The 16,974-nt window shown below is 72.2% G+C and carries 15 protein-coding genes; 6 read left to right on the plus strand and 9 right to left on the minus strand.

Features of this window, described 5'->3' with window-relative positions; translation table 11 throughout:
* Positions 1–145: 145 nt before the first annotated feature.
* Both AN218_RS12640 and afsQ1 read right to left on the minus strand, forming a co-directional pair.
* Positions 146–1,921 carry an ATP-binding protein gene (locus AN218_RS12640; RefSeq protein ID WP_420855967.1) on the minus strand — a complete coding sequence of 592 codons (1,776 nt, stop codon included), beginning with the start codon at positions 1,919–1,921 and terminating at the stop codon, positions 146–148.
* A complete protein-coding gene (afsQ1, locus tag AN218_RS12645) occupies positions 1,819–2,496 on the minus strand; it encodes a two-component system response regulator AfsQ1 (RefSeq protein ID WP_079132109.1) in 678 nt (225 codons plus the stop codon). The genes AN218_RS12640 and afsQ1 overlap by 103 nt, the downstream gene beginning before the upstream one ends.
* 237 nt (positions 2,497–2,733) lie before the next feature.
* Here afsQ1 and AN218_RS12650 point away from each other — a divergent pair, with 237 nt between their 5' ends.
* The gene (locus AN218_RS12650) at positions 2,734–3,504 is read left to right on the plus strand and encodes a SigE family RNA polymerase sigma factor (protein WP_070016948.1); all 771 of its coding nucleotides are present in this window, start codon (positions 2,734–2,736) and stop codon (positions 3,502–3,504) included.
* Positions 3,505–3,748: 244 nt separating this feature from the next.
* Here the strand turns inward: AN218_RS12650 and AN218_RS12655 are convergent, their stop codons facing one another.
* From AN218_RS12655 to deoC, 4 genes are all read right to left on the minus strand, one after another.
* Positions 3,749–4,384: a hypothetical protein gene (locus AN218_RS12655; RefSeq protein WP_070016949.1), complete on the minus strand. Its 636-nt coding sequence runs from the start codon at positions 4,382–4,384 to the stop codon at positions 3,749–3,751.
* A gap of 179 nt (positions 4,385–4,563) precedes the next feature.
* A complete protein-coding gene (locus tag AN218_RS12660; RefSeq protein WP_079132107.1) occupies positions 4,564–5,583 on the minus strand; it encodes an aldehyde dehydrogenase family protein in 1,020 nt (339 codons plus the stop codon).
* The gene (locus AN218_RS12665; RefSeq protein WP_070016950.1) at positions 5,573–7,015 is read right to left on the minus strand and encodes an aldehyde dehydrogenase family protein; all 1,443 of its coding nucleotides are present in this window, start codon (positions 7,013–7,015) and stop codon (positions 5,573–5,575) included. The genes AN218_RS12660 and AN218_RS12665 overlap by 11 nt, the downstream gene beginning before the upstream one ends.
* A 7-nt stretch (positions 7,016–7,022) precedes the next feature.
* Entirely contained in the window at positions 7,023–8,030 is a 1,008-nt protein-coding gene (deoC, locus tag AN218_RS12670) for a deoxyribose-phosphate aldolase (RefSeq protein ID WP_070016959.1), read from the minus strand.
* A 197-nt stretch (positions 8,031–8,227) separates the two neighbouring features.
* Between deoC and AN218_RS12675 the strand changes: the two genes are divergently transcribed.
* The 3 genes from AN218_RS12675 to AN218_RS12685 all read left to right on the plus strand — a co-directional run bounded on the left by AN218_RS12675 (position 8,228) and on the right by AN218_RS12685 (position 10,698).
* Positions 8,228–9,058, plus strand: a complete 831-nt coding sequence (locus tag AN218_RS12675; protein ID WP_070016951.1) for a PH domain-containing protein — start codon at positions 8,228–8,230, stop codon at positions 9,056–9,058.
* A 448-nt stretch (positions 9,059–9,506) separates the two neighbouring features.
* Positions 9,507–9,914 carry a hypothetical protein gene (locus tag AN218_RS12680; RefSeq protein WP_070016952.1) on the plus strand — a complete coding sequence of 136 codons (408 nt, stop codon included), beginning with the start codon at positions 9,507–9,509 and terminating at the stop codon, positions 9,912–9,914.
* Positions 9,915–10,212: 298 nt separating this feature from the next.
* Positions 10,213–10,698, plus strand: a complete 486-nt coding sequence (locus tag AN218_RS12685) for a hypothetical protein (protein WP_070016953.1) — start codon at positions 10,213–10,215, stop codon at positions 10,696–10,698.
* A 45-nt stretch (positions 10,699–10,743) separates the two neighbouring features.
* Here the strand turns inward: AN218_RS12685 and AN218_RS12690 are convergent, their stop codons facing one another.
* The 3 genes from AN218_RS12690 to AN218_RS12700 all read right to left on the minus strand — a co-directional run bounded on the left by AN218_RS12690 (position 10,744) and on the right by AN218_RS12700 (position 14,279).
* Positions 10,744–12,438 (minus strand): phospho-sugar mutase, encoded by a 1,695-nt coding sequence (locus AN218_RS12690; protein WP_244900421.1) that lies wholly within the window; start codon positions 12,436–12,438, stop codon positions 10,744–10,746.
* Positions 12,439–12,499: 61 nt separating this feature from the next.
* Positions 12,500–13,318: a purine-nucleoside phosphorylase gene (locus tag AN218_RS12695; RefSeq protein ID WP_070016955.1), complete on the minus strand. Its 819-nt coding sequence runs from the start codon at positions 13,316–13,318 to the stop codon at positions 12,500–12,502.
* Positions 13,319–13,838: 520 nt separating this feature from the next.
* On the minus strand, positions 13,839–14,279 hold the full coding sequence (locus AN218_RS12700; protein ID WP_070016960.1) for a gamma-glutamylcyclotransferase family protein: 441 nt from the start codon (positions 14,277–14,279) through the stop codon (positions 13,839–13,841).
* 150 nt (positions 14,280–14,429) lie between these two features.
* On the opposite strand from AN218_RS12700, the gene AN218_RS12705 reads away from it, so the two are divergent.
* Both AN218_RS12705 and AN218_RS12710 read left to right on the plus strand, forming a co-directional pair.
* Positions 14,430–15,881 carry an NAD(P)H-quinone dehydrogenase gene (locus AN218_RS12705; RefSeq protein ID WP_070016956.1) on the plus strand — a complete coding sequence of 484 codons (1,452 nt, stop codon included), beginning with the start codon at positions 14,430–14,432 and terminating at the stop codon, positions 15,879–15,881.
* 251 nt (positions 15,882–16,132) lie between these two features.
* Positions 16,133–16,974 (plus strand): DeoR/GlpR family DNA-binding transcription regulator (locus AN218_RS12710; RefSeq protein WP_244900422.1); only part of this gene is annotated, 842 nt, incomplete at its 3' end.

Genomic DNA, 16,974 nt, shown 5'->3' on the forward strand with positions numbered 1-16,974 from the left:
AGACCGGCCGCGAGCGCGGCGGCGGCTCCCCGCCCGTGCGCTCTCCGCGGTCCCGTGGCGCCCCGCGAACCCGTCGGCTTCCGCGAACTCGTCGGCCCCGGCGAACCCGTCGGCACCCGCCGCCCCCGCGCCCACACCGGCGGCCTCAACTCCGCTTCCCCTTCCCGTCGTCCGGGCCGTTGCCGTCCCCGCGCCCCGCGTCCGCGTCCGTGTCGCCCTCCTCGTCCTCGTCCTCCCGCGACTCGCGCGGCAGACGCAGCGTGAAGACGGCACCGCCGCCGTGCTCCGTGTCGTTGCGCACCGAGATGGAGCCGCCGTGGATGTGCGCGTTCTCCAGCGCGATCGACAACCCGAGGCCGCTGCCCTCCGAACGCGGCCTGGACGCGCTGGCCTTGAAGAAGCGGTCGAAGACGTGCGGCAGCATCTCCTCGGGGATGCCCGGCCCCCGGTCGGCGACCTCGATCAGCAGCACGCCGGAACCGCCCGCGTCCGGCTCCTCCGTACGCACCGAGACGCGCACCGGCGAGCCGCCGTGCTTGAGCGCGTTGCCGATGAGGTTCGCCAGGATGACGTCGAGGCGGCGCGGGTCGAGCCGCGCCATCAGGCCCCGGTCGGCGTCGAGTTCGACGGCGTCCAGCCAGGCGCGGGCGTCGACGCAGGCGGTGACCTGGTCGGCCACGTCCACGTCGTCGAGGACGAGCTTCGCCGTGCCGGCGTCGAAGCGTGTGACCTCCATCAGGTTCTCCACCAGGTCGTTCAGGCGGCGGGTCTCGCTGACCACGAGCTGTACGGCGGGCGCGATCATCGGGTCCAGACTGTCCTGCTCCTCCTCCAGCACCTCGGTGACCGCCGAGATCGCCGTCATGGGCGTCCGCAGCTCGTGCGACATGTCGGCGACGAAGCGGCGCGAGGACTCCTCCCGTGCGCTGAGGTCGGCCACGCGGTGCTCCAGCGACTCCGCGGTCCTGTTGAACGTACGGGACAGCTCGGCCAGTTCGTCCGTGCCCGAGACCTTCAGCCGGGTGTCGAGCTTCCCCTCGCCCAGCCGCCGCGCGGCGTCCCCGAGGCGCCGCAGCGGGCGCAGCACGGTCGTCGCGGCGGCCTGTGCGAGGAGCATCGCGCCCACCAGCGCCAGACCGGTCGCGATGCCCAACGACCAGGCGAGGGAGCTGAGATCGTCCCGTTCCTGGGAGAGCGACTTGCGCATGTAGCCGGACGGCGTGGGCCCGTCGCCGATCATCTTCGCGCCGCCCACCAGGAAGGGGTCGTCGCCCTCGCCCTCCGAGGTGCGCTGCCAGTACAGGTGGTACGGGTAGGAGTTGCCGCTGTCGACCGGGCGGCGCTCGGCGACGGCCGTGCGCAGCCGCGCCGGTACGTCGTCCATCGTGAAGCCCGTCGGGTCGGAGGCGACCGCGCAGCGCGTGCCGTCGGCGTCCTCACCGGTCAGCAGCACCTCGTAGTTCTGCGACGTGCCGCTCATCTTCTCGGCGGCCTCGCGCAGTTGGCTGCAGTCGTAGCGGCGGGGGAGGCTTCCGGCGCTGTCCTCCATGGACTTGCGGAAGTCGTTGAGCGCGGCGTTCTGGGTGCGGGTGAGGACGGCGTCCCGGTTGAGCCAGTACGCGATCCCCGAGGCGGAGACCGCCGCCGTCAGCGCCACCAGCGCGAAGACGACGACGAGCCGCAGCCGCAGCGTCGGCAGCATCCCGGCGACCCAGCCGCGCACCCGCTCCTCGCGCTCCAGCTCCCTGCGCGTGCGTTCCTCCCGCCCCCCGTCACCGGGCCCCCGTGCCCGTTCCGGCGTCGGCTGCGCCGGGTCGGTCACTGCGGGGCGTCCAGCCGGTAACCGACGCCGCGGACGGTACGGATGAGGGTCGGCGACGACGGCACGTCCTCGACCTTGGCGCGCAGCCGCTGCACACACGCGTCGACGAGGCGCGAGTCACCGAGGTAGTCGTGCTCCCACACCAGCCGCAGCAACTGCTGCCGCGACAGGGCCTGTCCGGGACGGCGGCTCAGCTCCAGCAGCAACCGCAGCTCGGTGGGCGTCAGTTGGAGGTCCTCACCGTTCTTCGTCACCGTCATCGCGGAGCGGTCGATGACGAGACTGCCGAAGGTCGCCGCGTCGTTGGACTCGCGCTCGCCGCGCCGCATCACCGCGCGGATGCGGGCGTCCAGCACCCTGCCCTGCACCGGTTTGACGACGTAGTCGTCCGCGCCGGACTCCAGCCCCACCACGACGTCGATGTCGTCGCTGCGCGCGGTGAGCAGGATGATGGGCAACTGGTCGGTGCGGCGGATGCGCCGGCACACCTCGAAGCCGTCGATGCCCGGCAGCATCACGTCCAGCACGATCAGGTCCGGCCGCTGTTCGCGCAGCAGTTTGAGGCCGTCCTCGCCGGACGCGGCGGTCACCACGCGGTGACCCTGCCGGGTCAGACCCATCTCAAGGGCCGTACGGACAGCGTCGTCGTCCTCGATCAGCAACAGGAAAGGCACGCGGGCCATTCTGTCCCATGGTCCCCGCGCACTTCGACCGTGCGGCCGGGTTCTCCGGCCTTACGCGGCCCCGCCACGGACCCCCGCCGAGGTGCGAGACCGCAGCTCACGAGGGAGGACACGGGCACCTCGCCCCTTGTGACACCGCTGTGACAGTCGGGGGACCTGGCGATGAAATCGACGCGGCAATGTGTACGTCATCAGCGAGCGACCAGGTTTGCCCGAGGGGGGCGCAAGATGAACACACTGCACAGCGACAACGTCAACGTCAGCGCAGTCATTCACACGCGCCTGTGCAGCCCGTCGGTTCCCGCGAACCCGGGGAACAAGGTCGCTGAGAAGTCCGCGACGCTCGGACGTGGGTGCGTCCGTTCGTCCGGGCGCGCACGCCCGCCGCACATCGCTGCGGTGGAGGGCCTTCGAGGGGAGGCCCGCACGGGGGACGGTGAGTACAGGGAGGAGCCGGGAGCACGGCAAGAGGCCGCGTCGGAGGCGGAGTTCACCGCCTACGTACGCGAGCGCCGAGCCTCCCTGTACGCCACCGCATACCACCTCACGGGCGACCGCTTCGAGGCCGAGGACCTGTTGCAGAGCGCGCTGTTCTCCACGTACCGCGCGTGGGACCGCATCAGCGACAAGGCGGCGCTCGGCGGCTATCTGCGCCGCACCATGACGAATCTGCACATCAGCGCGTGGCGCCGCCGCAAGCTCAACGAGTACCCGACGGAGGAGCTGCCGGAGACCGCCGGCGACCAGGACGCGATGCGCGGCACCGAACTGCGCACCGTGCTCTGGCAGGCGCTCGCCCGGCTGCCCGAACTCCAGCGCACGATGCTGGTGTTGCGCTACTACGAGGGCCGTACGGACCCGGAGATCGCCGGGATACTCGGCATCAGCGTCGGCACGGTCAAGAGCAGCATCTGGCGCTCGCTGCGCCGGCTGCGCGACGACGAAGTGCTCAGCTTCGGCAGGGACCAGGAGGAGTCGTTCGGCGAACTGGTCGCCTGACGCACAGACCTCGAGGGACGAGGACCGGGGGATGGTCCTCGACGGGAGCCCTCGGGTACGGGGCAGGGGAGCCCCGAGGGAGGGAGAACGGGGGAACAGAGGGGAAACACGGGGACCCGTCCGGGGGGACGGGACGCGAGAGAGCGGGGACGGGCAACCGGGGGGTTCGCCCGAACCCGCTCTCTCCCTTTGTGAGTTGGGGTGTGCCGGCGTTGTGAGCCGAGGTGCGCCGGGACGCCGGTGCTCACCCCGGAGTCTTCGCGGTGTGCGCCGCACGCACCCGTCGTATCCGCTCCGCCGCCTCGTCCCGCGCGCACGGGTACGCGCCCAGCCTCCGGTGCCGCTCCACGATCGCCCCTTCGGCGCGCAGCAGCCGCCAGCCGCGGCGCACCAGGAACGGCGCCGACTTCCGCCCCTCGCGCAGATCGCGCAGCAGCCGCCGCCGGAACGTCGTCGAGGGCCGTCCGCGCAGACAGATCGCGTCGGCGAGCAGGCCCAGTTCGCGGCAGCGCCCCACGATGTCCGCGGCGAAGATCCCCTCGGCGATGAAGAGCCCCGCGTCGTCGAGCGCGAGCGTCTCCTTGCCGACGCGCGCGCTCTGGGCGATGTCGTACAGCGGCACGGTCGTGCGTCCCGTCGTGCACAGATCCCGTACGGCGTCCACGGCGGCGTCCGCGTCCCACGAGGCGGGCGAGTCCCAGTCGACGCCGATGCCGTGCGGAAGCTGCGGCAGCGTCGGGTCGCCGGCCTGCTTGTAGAAGTCGTCGAGACGCATGACGGGCAGCCCGCTGCGCGCGGAGAGCCGGGACTTCCCGGAGCCGGAGGGTCCGGTGAGCAGGATGACGCGGGGCGAGCGCGGTATGTCACGGGGATCGGTCACGAGAGACCATTGTCGGCCATACGGGCCGCGGTGTGACCGGCCGGGGCGGGGCGGCTCTCGCGCCCCGGCCCGGCCTTGTCACGGCTCTTGTTCCGCCTCTGCCGCGGTCCGGCCTTCTGCCTCGCTCCGGCGCCGCACGGGCCCGATTCCGGTTCCGCGGGCGGCCGTTCACACTCCGATCACACTCCGATCGGGTGCCAGACCGTCTTCGTCTCCAGGAAGGCGAGCAGCCGCGACGTGCCCGGGTCCGCGGACCAGTCCGTGCCGTCCTCGTCCGGGCGCAGCACCCGCTTGAGATTCTCCGCGGCGGCCGTCTCCAGCTCCTTCGCCAGTTCCGGATCGCCCGAAGTGCCCGCCAGATCCAGGGCGTTGACGTCCTGGTGCGCGGCCAGCGCCGAGCCGACCTCCCGCGTACGGCCGGAGAGGACGTTGACGACACCGCCCGGCACGTCGGAGGTGGCCAGCACCTCCGACAGGGACAGCGCGGGCAGCGGCGCGCGCTCCGAGGGCACCACGAGCGCGGTGTTGCCCGTGACGACCACGGGCGCGAGCACCGAGGCGAGGCCGAGGAACGAGGAGTCCTGCGGTGCCAGTACGGCGACGACACCGGTCGGTTCGGGCGTGGAGAGGTTGAAGAACGGCCCGGCCACGGGGTTCGCGCCGCCCGCGACCTGGGCGATCTTGTCGGACCAGCCCGCATACCAGACCCAGCGGTCGATCGCGGCGTCCACCTGCGCGGACGCCGCCGCCTTCGACAGCCCCTCGCCGGCGGCGACTTCGGCCGTGAACTGCTCGCGGCGGCCCTCCAGCATCTCGGCGACGCGGTAGAGGATCTGCCCGCGGTTGTAGGCCGTCGCGCCCGACCAGCCGCCGAACGCCTTGCGCGCGGCGGCGACCGCGTCGCGGGCGTCCTTGCGGGAGGAGAGCGGCGCGTTGGCCAGCCAGTTGCCCTCGGAGTCGGTCACCTCGTACACCCGTCCGCTCTCGCTGCGCGGGAACTTGCCGCCGATGAAGAGCTTGTACGTCTTCAGCACGTCGACCCGGCCGCGCGCCGCACCGACCGGCGTACGGCCCGAAGTCCGCGCGGTCGCCGGTGACTTGGGGGACTGGGACGTGGCCGTCTTCCCGGATGTCGCGGACGTTCCGGACTTCGCCGGCTTCGCTGCCTTCGCCGTCTTCCGCTTCGGTTCATCGGACATCGAGGTACGCCTCCAGACCGTGCCGCCCGCCTTCGCGGCCGAAACCCGACTCCTTGTAGCCGCCGAAGGGCGAGGTCGGGTCGAACTTGTTGAACGTGTTCGCCCAGACGACGCCCGCCCGGAGCTTGTTCGCCATGGACAGGATGCGCGAGCCCTTCTCCGTCCAGATGCCCGCCGAGAGGCCGTACGGCGTGTTGTTGGCCTTCGCGACGGCCTCGTCCGGCGTGCGGAAGGTCAGCACGGACAGCACCGGCCCGAAGATCTCCTCGCGGGCGATGCGGTGCGCCTGGCTGACGCCGGTGAAGAGCGTCGGCGCGAACCAGTAGCCGTTGCCGGGCAGTTCGCAGGGCGCGGACCAGCGCTCCGCGCCCTCGGCCTCACCGGAGTCGGCCAACTCCCGGATGCGGGCGAGCTGTTCGGCGGAGTTGATGGCGCCGACGTCGGTGTTCTTGTCCATCGGGTCGCCGACGCGGAGGGTGCGCAGCCGCCGCTTCAGCGACTCCAGCAGCTCCTCCTGCACGGACTCCTGGACGAGCAGACGCGAGCCCGCGCAGCAGACCTGGCCCTGGTTGAAGTAGATGCCGTTGACGATGCCCTCGACGGCCTGGTCGACCGGGGCGTCGTCGAAGACGATGTTGGCGCCCTTGCCGCCCAGTTCGAGCGTGAGCTTCTTGTGCGTACCGGCGACCGTACGGGCGATCTGCTTGCCGACGGCCGTCGAACCGGTGAAGGCGACCTTGTCGATGCCGGGGTGTGCGACCAGCTCGGCGCCCGTCGCGCCGTCCCCGGTCACGATGTTGACCACGCCCTTGGGCAGGCCCGCCTGGCGGCACACGTCCGCGAAGAACAGGGCCGAGAGCGGCGTCGTCTCGGCGGGCTTGAGCACCACGGTGTTGCCGGTGGCCAGCGCCGGTGCGATCTTCCACGCGAGCATCAGCAGCGGGAAGTTCCACGGGATGATCTGCCCGGCGACGCCGAGCGGCCGCGGGGCGGGCCCCATTCCGGCGTGCTCCAGCTTGTCGGCCCAGCCCGCGTAGTAGAAGAAGTGCGCCGCGACGAGGGGAAGGTCGGCGTCGCGCGTCTCGCGGATCGGCTTGCCGTTGTCCAGCGTCTCCAGGACGGCCAGTTCGCGGGCGCGCTCCTGCAGCACACGGGCGATCCGGAAGATGTACTTCGCGCGCTCGGCGCCGGGCAGCGCGGACCACGGGGCGAAGGCCGTACGGGCCGCGCGCACCGCGTCGTCGACGTCCCCGGCACCGGCCTGCGCCACCTCGCTCAGCACCTCCTCGGTGGCGGGGGAGACGGTCTTGAAGACCTTGCCGTCGGCGGCCTCGCGGAACTCGCCGTCGATGAACAGCCCGTAGGAGGGGGCGATGTCGACGATCGCGCGGGACTCGGGCGCGGGTGCGTACTCGAAGATCTGGTCGGTCATCTCTGCCTCAGTCCACCGTCACGTAGTCGGGACCGGAGTAGCGGCCGGTGTGCAGCTTCTGGCGCTGCATGAGCAGGTCGTTGAGCAGGCTGGAGGCGCCGAAGCGGAACCAGTCGGGGTGCAGCCAGTCCGGCCCGGCCGTCTCGTTGACGACGACGAGATACCGGACCGCGTCCTTGGCGGTACGGATGCCGCCCGCCGGCTTCACGCCGATCTGCGTACCGGTGGCGGCGCGGAAGTCGCGTACGGCCTCCAGCATCAGCAGGGTGCCGGGGAGCGTGGCGTTCACGGCGACCTTGCCGGTGGAGGTCTTGATGAAGTCGGCGCCCGCGAGCATCGCGAGCCAGGAGGCGCGGCGGATGTTGTCGTACGTCGACAGCTCGCCGTTCTCGAAGATGACCTTCAGATGCGCCGGTTCGCCGCCCCCGGGACGTCTGCACGCGTCCTTGACGGCCTGGATCTCCTCGAAGACCTTGCCGTAGTCACCGGCGAGGAAGGCGCCGCGGTCGATCACCATGTCGATCTCGTCGGCGCCGGCCGCGACGGCCTCGCGGGTGTCGGCCAGCTTGACGGACAGGGCGGCGCGCCCGGAGGGGAACGCGGTCGCGACCGAGGCGACCTTGATCCGCTCGCCGCCGCCCGCGGCGAGGGCCTGCTTCGCGGTCGCCGCCATGTCGGAGTAGACGCAGATCGCGGCGACTTGGGGCGTGGTGCGGTCGCTGGGATCGGGGTTGGCGCCCTTGGCGCACAGGGACCGGACCTTGCCGGGGGTGTCGGCCCCTTCGAGGGTGGTCAGGTCGATCATGGAGATGGCGAGGTCGAGCGCGTACGCCTTCGCCGTCGTCTTGATCGAGCGGGTGGCGAGCGTCGCGGCGCGCGCTTCGAGGCCGACCGCGTCGACACCGGGCAGGCCGTGCAGATAGCGGCGCAGCGAGGCGTCGGAGGCGGTCACGTCCGCGAGCGCGGACGCCGGTGCGGCGGCGGTGGACGCTGGGGCTGTGGACGCTGAAGACATGGTCACCAGAGGAGCATATCTACACGCGTAGCGCCCTCGGTAGGGGCCGTCGGGAAACGGGACCGCGAACGACGGGCCGCACGGCGGGCGTTGAGCGGGACGACGGGGACGACCGCGGACCGACGACGGGGACGCCCGGCAGATCGATGCCGAGCCGCAATGTCCGCCATGCGGACGGTCCGGCAGAATCAGGCCCCATGAGTAGCGAGTCCCGACCCGAGCGCGAGCGCGACCCACGGAACGGGCAGGAGGACGAGACCCCGCCCGGCGCCGATACGGGCACCGGCACGGGCAGCGCCGACGCGGACGCGGACACCGACGCGGACACCGACGCGGAGACGGACGCCGGCGCGGGCACCGGGACGGATCCGGAGCCGGGCGCCCCGGCGTACGCGGACCGCTGCTACCGCTCGCCCGGCGCCCTCGCCGGCGGCGTCCTGCTGCTCCTGCTCGGCCTGTGGATCAGCGGCGACGCGCTCCTCAACGGCGACGGCCGTACGCGGCTGGCCACCGTCTTCGGACTCCTCCTCGCCGTCCCGCTGGTCGTCGCCTTCACCCTCCGCCCCGCCGTCTACGCCGGCCCGGAGAAGATGCGCGTACGCAACCCCTTCCGCACGATCACCGTGCCGTGGGGCACGGTCGAGGCCCTGCGCGCGGGCTACTCCAGCGAGGTCGTCGCGGACGGCGCCAAATACCAGCTCTGGTCGATCCCCGTCTCGCTCCGGGCCCGCAAGCGCGCGGCCAGGCAGACCGAACGCGCGGAGCGCGCCGCCGCGCGCGGAGTCACGGCCACCGCTCCGGCGCGGCCGACCGGTCTCTTCGGGCTGGGCGGCGTGCCCGGTGCCGACGACGTCGGCGAGCGCCGTGCCGCCTCCGACCAGGCGATCGACGAACTCCGCGGCCTTGTGGCGGACAACGGCGAACGCACGGGCGCGCAGGGCGAGGTGACCGTGCGCTGGGCGTACGAGATCGCGGCCCCCGCCCTCCTCGGGGCGATCGCCCTCGCCGTCCTGCTGACGACGACCTGACGCCCGGCGGCCGAGCCGGAGCCACGGCGACCGGCCCGCGGCGCTCGGGCCGCCGTTCCCCTTCGTGTACGCCGTGGGACGGCGGTCCGCTCGATTCCCCCGCGGTGCAAGGGAGTTCGCGCGCCCACGCGCCCATGGACATTCCGCCGCCGGACCTGCCGATTCCGTACGGCGTTCCCGTACGGCCGCCCTCGCGGCCCGCGTCCTCGCACGTCAGGCCGAGACACGACGACTCGCTCGTGCGGGTGAAATCCTCGTCGCCGCCGCGCCCTTGGCGCATCCGTTTCGGGCGGTGACGGAGCCACACTCCGGAGATCGGGGTGCGAATGCATATCGTCACCAGAATCGAATTGTCTTGTCTCTCCGCTTTCGTCTGTGGAATCTGTGCGCAGCCCTGCACGGGCCTTTCGGCCGCTCCGGCCGAGCGACGAGAAAGCGAGAGACAGACGTGAAGATCAAGAAAGCTCTGGCGGTGCTGGGCGCGAGTGCCGCGATGGCGCTCGGGTTCGGCGGTGTGATGGCGCCTTCCGCCCAGGCGCACTCCCCGGTCGGCGGCGACGCCGGCTACACGCAGACGGATCTGCGCACCGGCACCATGCGGGCCGGTGCCGCCTTCGCGCTGCCGGGCGGCAGCTCCGTCTCCCCGCCGGCGGCCGCCGCGTCCCTGCGCTGCTGGGACCCGTACCTCGCCGGGCGTACGTTCGCGGTCTCGTGCTCGGGGACCGCCTGGCGCGTCTTCGTCGACTGCACCAACAACACCCGCTATGTCACGCCGGTGCTGAGCGGTGCGAAGCGCGTCGCCGCGTACTGCCCGCTCGGCACCAGCGCGGTGCGCGGCGGTGCGTTCGGCCGCTGAGCCGGCACACCGGGCTCGACTCCACAGGCCCGCCGAGGACTTCACCCGAGGTCCGCGGCGGGCCTTCCCGTGTCCGTAGGTCCGTGTGCCCGTTCGGGGCGTACGGGCCGTACGGACCGTACGGCGGGGAGGGTTGGGGCGTCCCCGAACGGGGAGGCGTCGGCCGGGAGCGCCGGGGAACGGGGGGCCGGAGCGGTCGGCGTACCGCACCGCGAACGGCCGTCCCGCGCCCGGCGGTTGGGACCGGCGGACCGGGGGACCGGTCACGGGGAACACGGAGAAGGGGACGGACGAGGACATGAGCGAGAACGCACGGCGCCGCACCGCGCCGCACGACTGGAGAGGCCGGGTCGCCGTTCCCTGGATGCTGGTGAGCGGCGGGGTGCTCGCCGTGGTCTGCCTCGTGCTGGTGTCCCTGTACACCGACCGACCGCCGACGTACCTCGGGGTGTTCGTCGTCGCGCTCACGCTGCTCGTCTTCGGTGCGGTGGACGTCGTCGTCACCCGGCACGGGGTCACCGTCCGCTCGGTCCTCGTCCCCGTACTGCGCCGCCGCATCCCGTTGACGAGCATCACCGAGGCGTTCGCGAAGCGGGCGCGCCCGATGGAGCTGGGCGGCTGGGGCTACCGCTGGCTGCCGCGGCGCACTTCCGTCTCGCTACGGGCCGGCGACGCGCTGTGGCTCCGGCTCGCCGGCGGACGGGAGTTCGTCGTCACCGTCGACGACGCGGCGCGCGCCGCCCGTACGGTCAACGGCAACCTCGGCCGTGCGGACGGCGGTTAGACCACGCCCGCCGGCACGGCAACGCGTGCGTCGGGCGGCCCCGCCCTACAGCCCTGCCGCGACCGCCAAGTCCGCCTTGAGCGCCGCCAGTACGGTCTCGGCCGCCGTACGGGACTCCGCCAGCGCGGCCTGGTCGCGTACCGGCACCACGACCTCCAGATAGCACTTGAGCTTCGGCTCCGTACCGCTGGGACGCACCACGACGCGGGCCTTCTCCACACCCGCCTCCGGGTCGCCCCCGAGGTGGTAGCGCAGCCCGTCCGTCGGCGGAAGGCGGTCGGAGCCCTCGCTCAGGTCCTCGGCGGAGACCACGGACAGATGCGCGAGCGACGTCGGCGGGGCCGAGCGCAGCCGCTCCATCACGGACGCGATGCGTGAGAGGTCGTCCACGCGGACCGAGAGCTGGTCGGTCGCGTGCAGGCCGTGCTCGACGGCGAGGTCGTCCAGCAGATCGCTCAACGAGCGGTCCGCCTGCTTGAGTTCGGCGGCCAGTTCGGCGACGAGGAGCGCGGCCGTGATGCCGTCCTTGTCGAGGACGCCCTCCGGGTCGACGCAGTAGCCGAGCGCCTCCTCGTAGGCGTAACGCATGCCGTCGACCCGCGCGAGCCACTTGAATCCGGTCAGCGTCTCCTCGTACGGCAGGTCCGCGGCGTGCGCGATACGGGAGAGGAGGGACGAGGAGACGATCGACGTGGCGAAGGTGCCGCGCGCCCGCTTGTGCACGAGGTGGGTGGCGAGCAGCGCACCGACGTCGTCGCCGCGCAGCATCCGCCAGCCGCTGTCGGCGGCCGGGTCGGGCACGGCGACGGCGCAGCGGTCGGCGTCCGGGTCGTTGGCGAGGACGAGGTCCACGGGGCCCGAGGCGGCGGCGGTCTCGCGCGCCGTCCCGAAGGCCAGATCCATGGCGCCCGGCTCCTCCGGGTTGGGGAAGGAGACGGTCGGGAAGTCCGGGTCGGGATCGGCCTGGCGGCGCACCGGTACGGGCTCGGGGAAGCCGGCCCGCCGGAAGGCGGCCAGCAGCGTGTCCGAGCCGACCCCGTGCAGCGCGGTGTGGACGACGCGCAGGTCGCGGGGCATGCCCTCGGTCAGGACGGCGCCGGTGCGGGCCAGATAGCTCTCGACGATCTCCTCGCCGAGCACCTCCCAGCCCTCGGCGGGACGGGGCACGTCGGCGAGCGGTCCGACCGCGTCGATCCGGGCGGCGATCTCGGCGTCGGCGGGCGGCACGATCTGCGAGCCCCCGCCGAGGTAGACCTTGTAGCCGTTGTCGCGCGGCGGATTGTGGCTCGCGGTGACCATCACACCGGCGACCGCGCCCAGCCGCCGGATCGCGAACGCGAGCACGGGCGTGGGCAGCGGCCGCGGCAGCAGGACCGCCCGCAGCCCGGCGCCCGTCATCACGGAGGCCGTCTCGCACGCGAAGTCGTGGCTCTTGTACCGGGCGTCGTACCCGACGACCACCAGCCCTGGGCCCTCCGGCCCCTCCTCCGCCGCCCCTTGGTCGCGAAGGTACGCGGCGAGGCCGGCCGCGGCCCGGATCACGACGGAACGGTTCATCCGCATGGGTCCGGCGCCGAGTTCGCCGCGCAGTCCCGCAGTACCGAACTGGAGGGTGCCGGAGAAGCGCGCCGCCAGCTCCGCCGCGTCCTCGACCTCGATGAGCTTCGCCAGCTCCTCGCGGGTCTCCGGGTCCGGGTCCTCGGCGTGCCAGGCCCGTGCGCGGGCCACCAGCTCAGTCACGTCGTCCTGCACAGCTCTGCCTCTCTCCCAAGCGTCCCGTGGCGTCGTGCTGCCCGGCCGCTCACATCCGGCTGAGCACCTGCGCCAGCAGCGAACCCATGCGCGCCGCCGACTCGCGGCCCGCCTGAAGCACTTCCTCGTGGTTGAGCGGTTCACCCGTCATGCCCGCCGCGAGATTGGTCACGAGGGAGATGCCCAGCACCTCCGCACCCGCCTCGCGGGCCGCGATCGCCTCGAGGACGGTCGACATCCCCACGAGGTCCCCGCCGATCGCGCGGACCATGCCGATCTCGGCGGGGGTTTCGTAGTGCGGGCCGGGGAACTGCACGTACACGCCCTCTTCGAGGGACGGTTCGACCTCGCGGCAGAGCTCGCGGAGGCGGGGGGAGTAGAGGTCGGTCAGGTCGACGAAGTTGGCGCCGGCGATGGGGGAGGTGGCCGTGAGGTTGATGTGGTCCCTGATGAGGACGGGCTGTCCCGGCACCATGTCGCCGCGCAGGCCGCCGCAGCCGTTCGTGAGCACGACGGTCTTGCAGCCCGCGGCGACGGCCGTACGGACACCGTGCGCGACGGACGCGACACCGCGCCCCTCGTAGAAGTGCGTGCGGCCCAGGAAGACCAGCACCCGCTTGTCGCCCAGCTCATGGGAGCGCACGGTGCCCGCGTGGCCCTCGACGGCCGGTGGGGGGAATCCGGGCAGCTCCGTCACCGGGAACTCGGCGTCGGGCACCCCGAGCGCGTCCGCGGCGGGCACCCATCCGGAGCCCATCACGAGGACGACGTCGTGGCTGTCCGTGCCGGTGAGCTCCCGCAGCCGCGTGGCGGCGGAATCGGCGGAACGGTACGGATCGTCGGCGGTGTTCGAGGCTGATTCGTTCACGCGATGAGCGTAGCGGCTCAGAGCCTACGCGCGTAGAGGGTCCCTGTGTTCGCGGTGGGTTTCGTCGTGGTTTCGTGGGCGGTCCGCTCCGGTGTCCCGTCCCCTCGCTCCGCTGGGGAAACCCCAAGTCGCTCCGCTGGGGAGATCCCGAGCGTCCCGCCCCCTCCTGCCGTCTCGCGTCTGCCGCTCTCGTCGGGGTGCGCCCAATCCCGTCAACTGCCGCCGTGCGTGGGCGTCTTGAGGCCGTTTCTCTCGTACGTCCGAGCAACTACGCCCGTACGCGGGCCCGTTCGGAATGGGACGATGACTGATCTTGTGCCACCGGAGGGGTAGCCGCCGACGTACGGGAGGGGGCGGGACGCGCAGGGGGGCATGTCCGGACACTCAAGCGTGATTTGTGGCCCGCGAACCTAGCGGTACGAATCTGGTTCCGGGGGGCGACGGCCGTAAATCATGCCGTCCGGACTGACCCCCGGAGCGGCCCGCCCCCGGAACCCAAACGCACCCCAGGCGAACACCCCTAACAAGGCCGCTTGCGGAGCTCCATCACATAGTCGTGCGGCGCCCCCGCCGACTCCGCCGCGTCCGCGATGTCGCCCAGGTAGCGGGCCGAGGGGAGGCCGCCCTCGTAGCCGTTGAGGACGTAGCACCAGGCCGTGACCTCGCCGTCCAGGGTGTGGACGCGGACCTTCGTGCGCCGGTAGATGCCCATGCCGACGCCCTCCCAGCGGTCCAGGGAGTCCTCGTCCATGGGCGCGACGTCGTACAGCGCGACGAAGACCTGTGATCCGGGCGCCGCCTCGACGATCGTCGCCAGCGCGCCCTCCCAGCCCATCTGTTCGCCGCCGAAGGTCAGGCGCCAGTCGGTGACCCACCCTGTGCCCTGCAGCGGAGAGTGCGGGGCCCGGCGCGACATCAGCCGCGCGTCGAGGTTCGCGGCGTAAGCGGCGTAGAGGGACATGACGACGAGGGTACGGGAGTCCGTCCCGGGGGCGGCGGTGGCGAACCGGGTGGCGGGGGTGCCGCTCCTGCCCGGGCCGAGCCCGGCCCCCAGCCCGGCACCGCCCGGCCCCCGCCCCGCGCCCGCAAGCATGTGCGGGACAATGGACCGGTGACTCGGATCGTGATCATTGGTGGCGGACCCGGCGGCTACGAGGCCGCCCTCGTGGCGGCGCAGCTCGGCGCCGAAGTGACCGTCGTGGACTGTGACGGCCTGGGAGGCGCGTCGGTGCTCACCGACTGCGTGCCCTCCAAGACCCTCATCGCCACGGCCGAGGTCATGACGAACTTCGACTCCTCCTACGAGGAGCTGGGCATCCGCGTCGAGGACAGCACGCACGACCCGGACGACCCCGCCCGCGTCGTCGGCGTCGACCTCGGCAAGGTCAACCGCCGGGTGAAGCGGCTGGCGCTCGCGCAGTCGCAGGACATCGTCGCGTCGGTGACGCGCGCGGGCGTACGCGTGCTGCGCGGCAGGGGCCGGCTGGCGGCGTCGCAGGCCCCGGACGGTTCGCGCGAGGTCGTCGTCACGCCGACCGGCGACGCCGCCGGGGAGGGCGAGGAGCGGCTCGCGGCCGACGCGGTGCTGGTGGCGACCGGCGGCCATCCCCGTGAGATTCCGGACGCGCAGCCCGACGGCGAGCGGATCCTCAACTGGAAGCAGGTCTACGACCTGGAGGAGCTGCCCGAGGAGCTGATCGTCGTCGGCTCCGGTGTCACGGGTGCCGAATTCGCGGGCGCCTACCAGGCGTTGGGCTCGCAGGTCACGCTGGTCTCCTCGCGGGACCGGGTGCTGCCCGGCGAGGACCCGGACGCCGCCGCCGTGCTGGAGGACGTCTTCCGGCGCCGCGGCATGAACGTCATGGCGCGCTCGCGCGCGGCCTCGGCGAAGCGCGTCGGCGACAAGGTCGAGGTGGAGCTCCAGGACGGCCGTACGATCACCGGCAGCCACTGTCTGGTGGCGGTCGGCGCCGTCCCGAACACCGCCGAGATGGGCCTGGAGGAGGCCGGCGTACGGCTGAAGGAGTCCGGGCACATCCTGACCGACAAGGTCTCCCGTACGTCCGCTCCCGCCGTCTACGCGGCGGGCGACTGCACCGGCGTCTTCGCGCTGGCGTCGGTCGCGGCGATGCAGGGCCGTATCGCGATGTACCACTTCCTCGGCGAGACCGTGACGCCGCTCAACCTCAAGGCCGTCTCGGCGAACGTCTTCACCGACCCCGAGATCGCCACCGTCGGCTACAGCCAGGCGGACGTGGACAGCGGCCGGATGGACGCCTGGTGCGTGAAGCTGCCGCTGGCGCGCAATCCGCGCGCGAAGATGCAGGGCATCCGGGACGGGTTCGTGAAGCTGTTCTGCCGGCCGGGCACGGGCATCGTCGTGGGCGGCGTGGTCGTGGCGCCGCGGGCGAGCGAGCTGATCCATCCGCTGTCGGTGGCGGTCGACAACAACCTGACGGTCGGGCAGATCGCGAACACCTTCACCGTCTATCCGTCGCTGACGGGCTCGATCGGCGAGGTGGCGCGGCAGTTGCACACGCGGAAGACGGCCGAGGACGCCTGAGCGTACGGACGGGGCGGCGCGGCGACGCAGGCGGCACCCGGTCAACTCCCGTGGACGCGGCAGGGGATGGGGTCGGGACGGCCCAACGTGCCGAACCGTACGGCCGGTTCGTCCCGGTTGTTCCTATAGCACGCCGCAAGAGCAGCTATGGACAACTTCCAATAATCGACGAAAACTGCTGAAAGCAGACGGTCGTTGGCGTTACTGTCAGTTCCGTGTTCGCTGCAGAACGTCGCCAATTGATCCTTGAAATGGTGCGCGCCAACGGTGCCGTGTCGCTCCGTGAGCTCGCCCGCGTCGTCCAGACCTCCGAAGTGACAGTGCGCCGTGACGTACGTGCGCTGGAGGCCGAGGGACTCCTCGACCGCAGGCACGGCGGTGCCGTGCTGCCCGGAGGATTCACCCGCGAGACGGGGTTCCCGCAGAAGTCCCATATGGCGACAGCCGAGAAGACGGCGATCGCCGATCTCGCGGCGGGCCTCGTCGAGGAGGGCGAGGCCATCGTCGTCGGCGCGGGTACGACGACGCAGGAGCTGGCCCGCAGGCTGGCACGCGTCCCGGGCCTGACGGTCGTCACCAACTCCCTGCTCGTCGCCCAGGCGTTGGCGCATGCCAATCGCGTCGAGGTGGTGATGACGGGCGGCACCCTGCGCGGCTCCAACTACGCGCTGGTGGGCAGCGGCGCGGAGCAGTCGCTGCAAGGGCTGCGCGTCTCGCGGGCCTTCCTCTCGGGCAGCGGGCTGACCGCCGAGCGCGGGCTCTCCACGTCCAACATGCTCTCCGCGAGCGTCGACAGGGCGCTGGTGCAGGCGGCGGCGGAGGTCGTCGTCCTGGCGGACCATACGAAGCTCGGTACGGACACCATGTTCCAGACGGTGCCCACCGACGTCATCACCCGCCTGGTGACGGACAAGCCGCCGCCCCACGAGGAGCGCCCCGGCACGGAGTTGCAGGCCCTGGCCGACCAGGGCGTGCAGATCACGGTCGCCGGTGTGACGCCGTCGGGCGTCGCCGAGGCACCCGCGCCCGTCCAGAGCGGCGGCGCCGCGGGCGGCGGACGCGGCGGCCCCGGCGAGAAGGGGCAGGGCCGCCG

Source organism: Streptomyces nanshensis (assembly GCF_001751255.1).
In the GTDB taxonomy this organism is placed as follows: Bacteria; Actinomycetota; Actinomycetes; order Streptomycetales; family Streptomycetaceae; genus Streptomyces; species Streptomyces nanshensis_A.

Excerpts from the sequence above, each read along its gene's own strand:
- AN218_RS12700 (WP_070016960.1), bottom strand. The coding sequence starts at position 14,279 with ATGTCCCTCTACGCCGCTTACGCCGCGAACCTCGACGCGCGGCTGATG.
- AN218_RS12660 (WP_079132107.1), bottom strand. The coding sequence starts at position 5,583 with ATGTCCGATGAACCGAAGCGGAAGACGGCGAAGGCAGCGAAGCCGGCG.
- AN218_RS12675 (WP_070016951.1), top strand. The coding sequence starts at position 8,228 with ATGAGTAGCGAGTCCCGACCCGAGCGCGAGCGCGACCCACGGAACGGG.
- AN218_RS12665 (WP_070016950.1), bottom strand. The coding sequence starts at position 7,015 with ATGACCGACCAGATCTTCGAGTACGCACCCGCGCCCGAGTCCCGCGCG.
- AN218_RS12650 (WP_070016948.1), top strand. The coding sequence starts at position 2,734 with ATGAACACACTGCACAGCGACAACGTCAACGTCAGCGCAGTCATTCAC.
- AN218_RS12685 (WP_070016953.1), top strand. The coding sequence starts at position 10,213 with ATGAGCGAGAACGCACGGCGCCGCACCGCGCCGCACGACTGGAGAGGC.
- deoC (WP_070016959.1), bottom strand. The coding sequence starts at position 8,030 with ATGTCTTCAGCGTCCACAGCCCCAGCGTCCACCGCCGCCGCACCGGCG.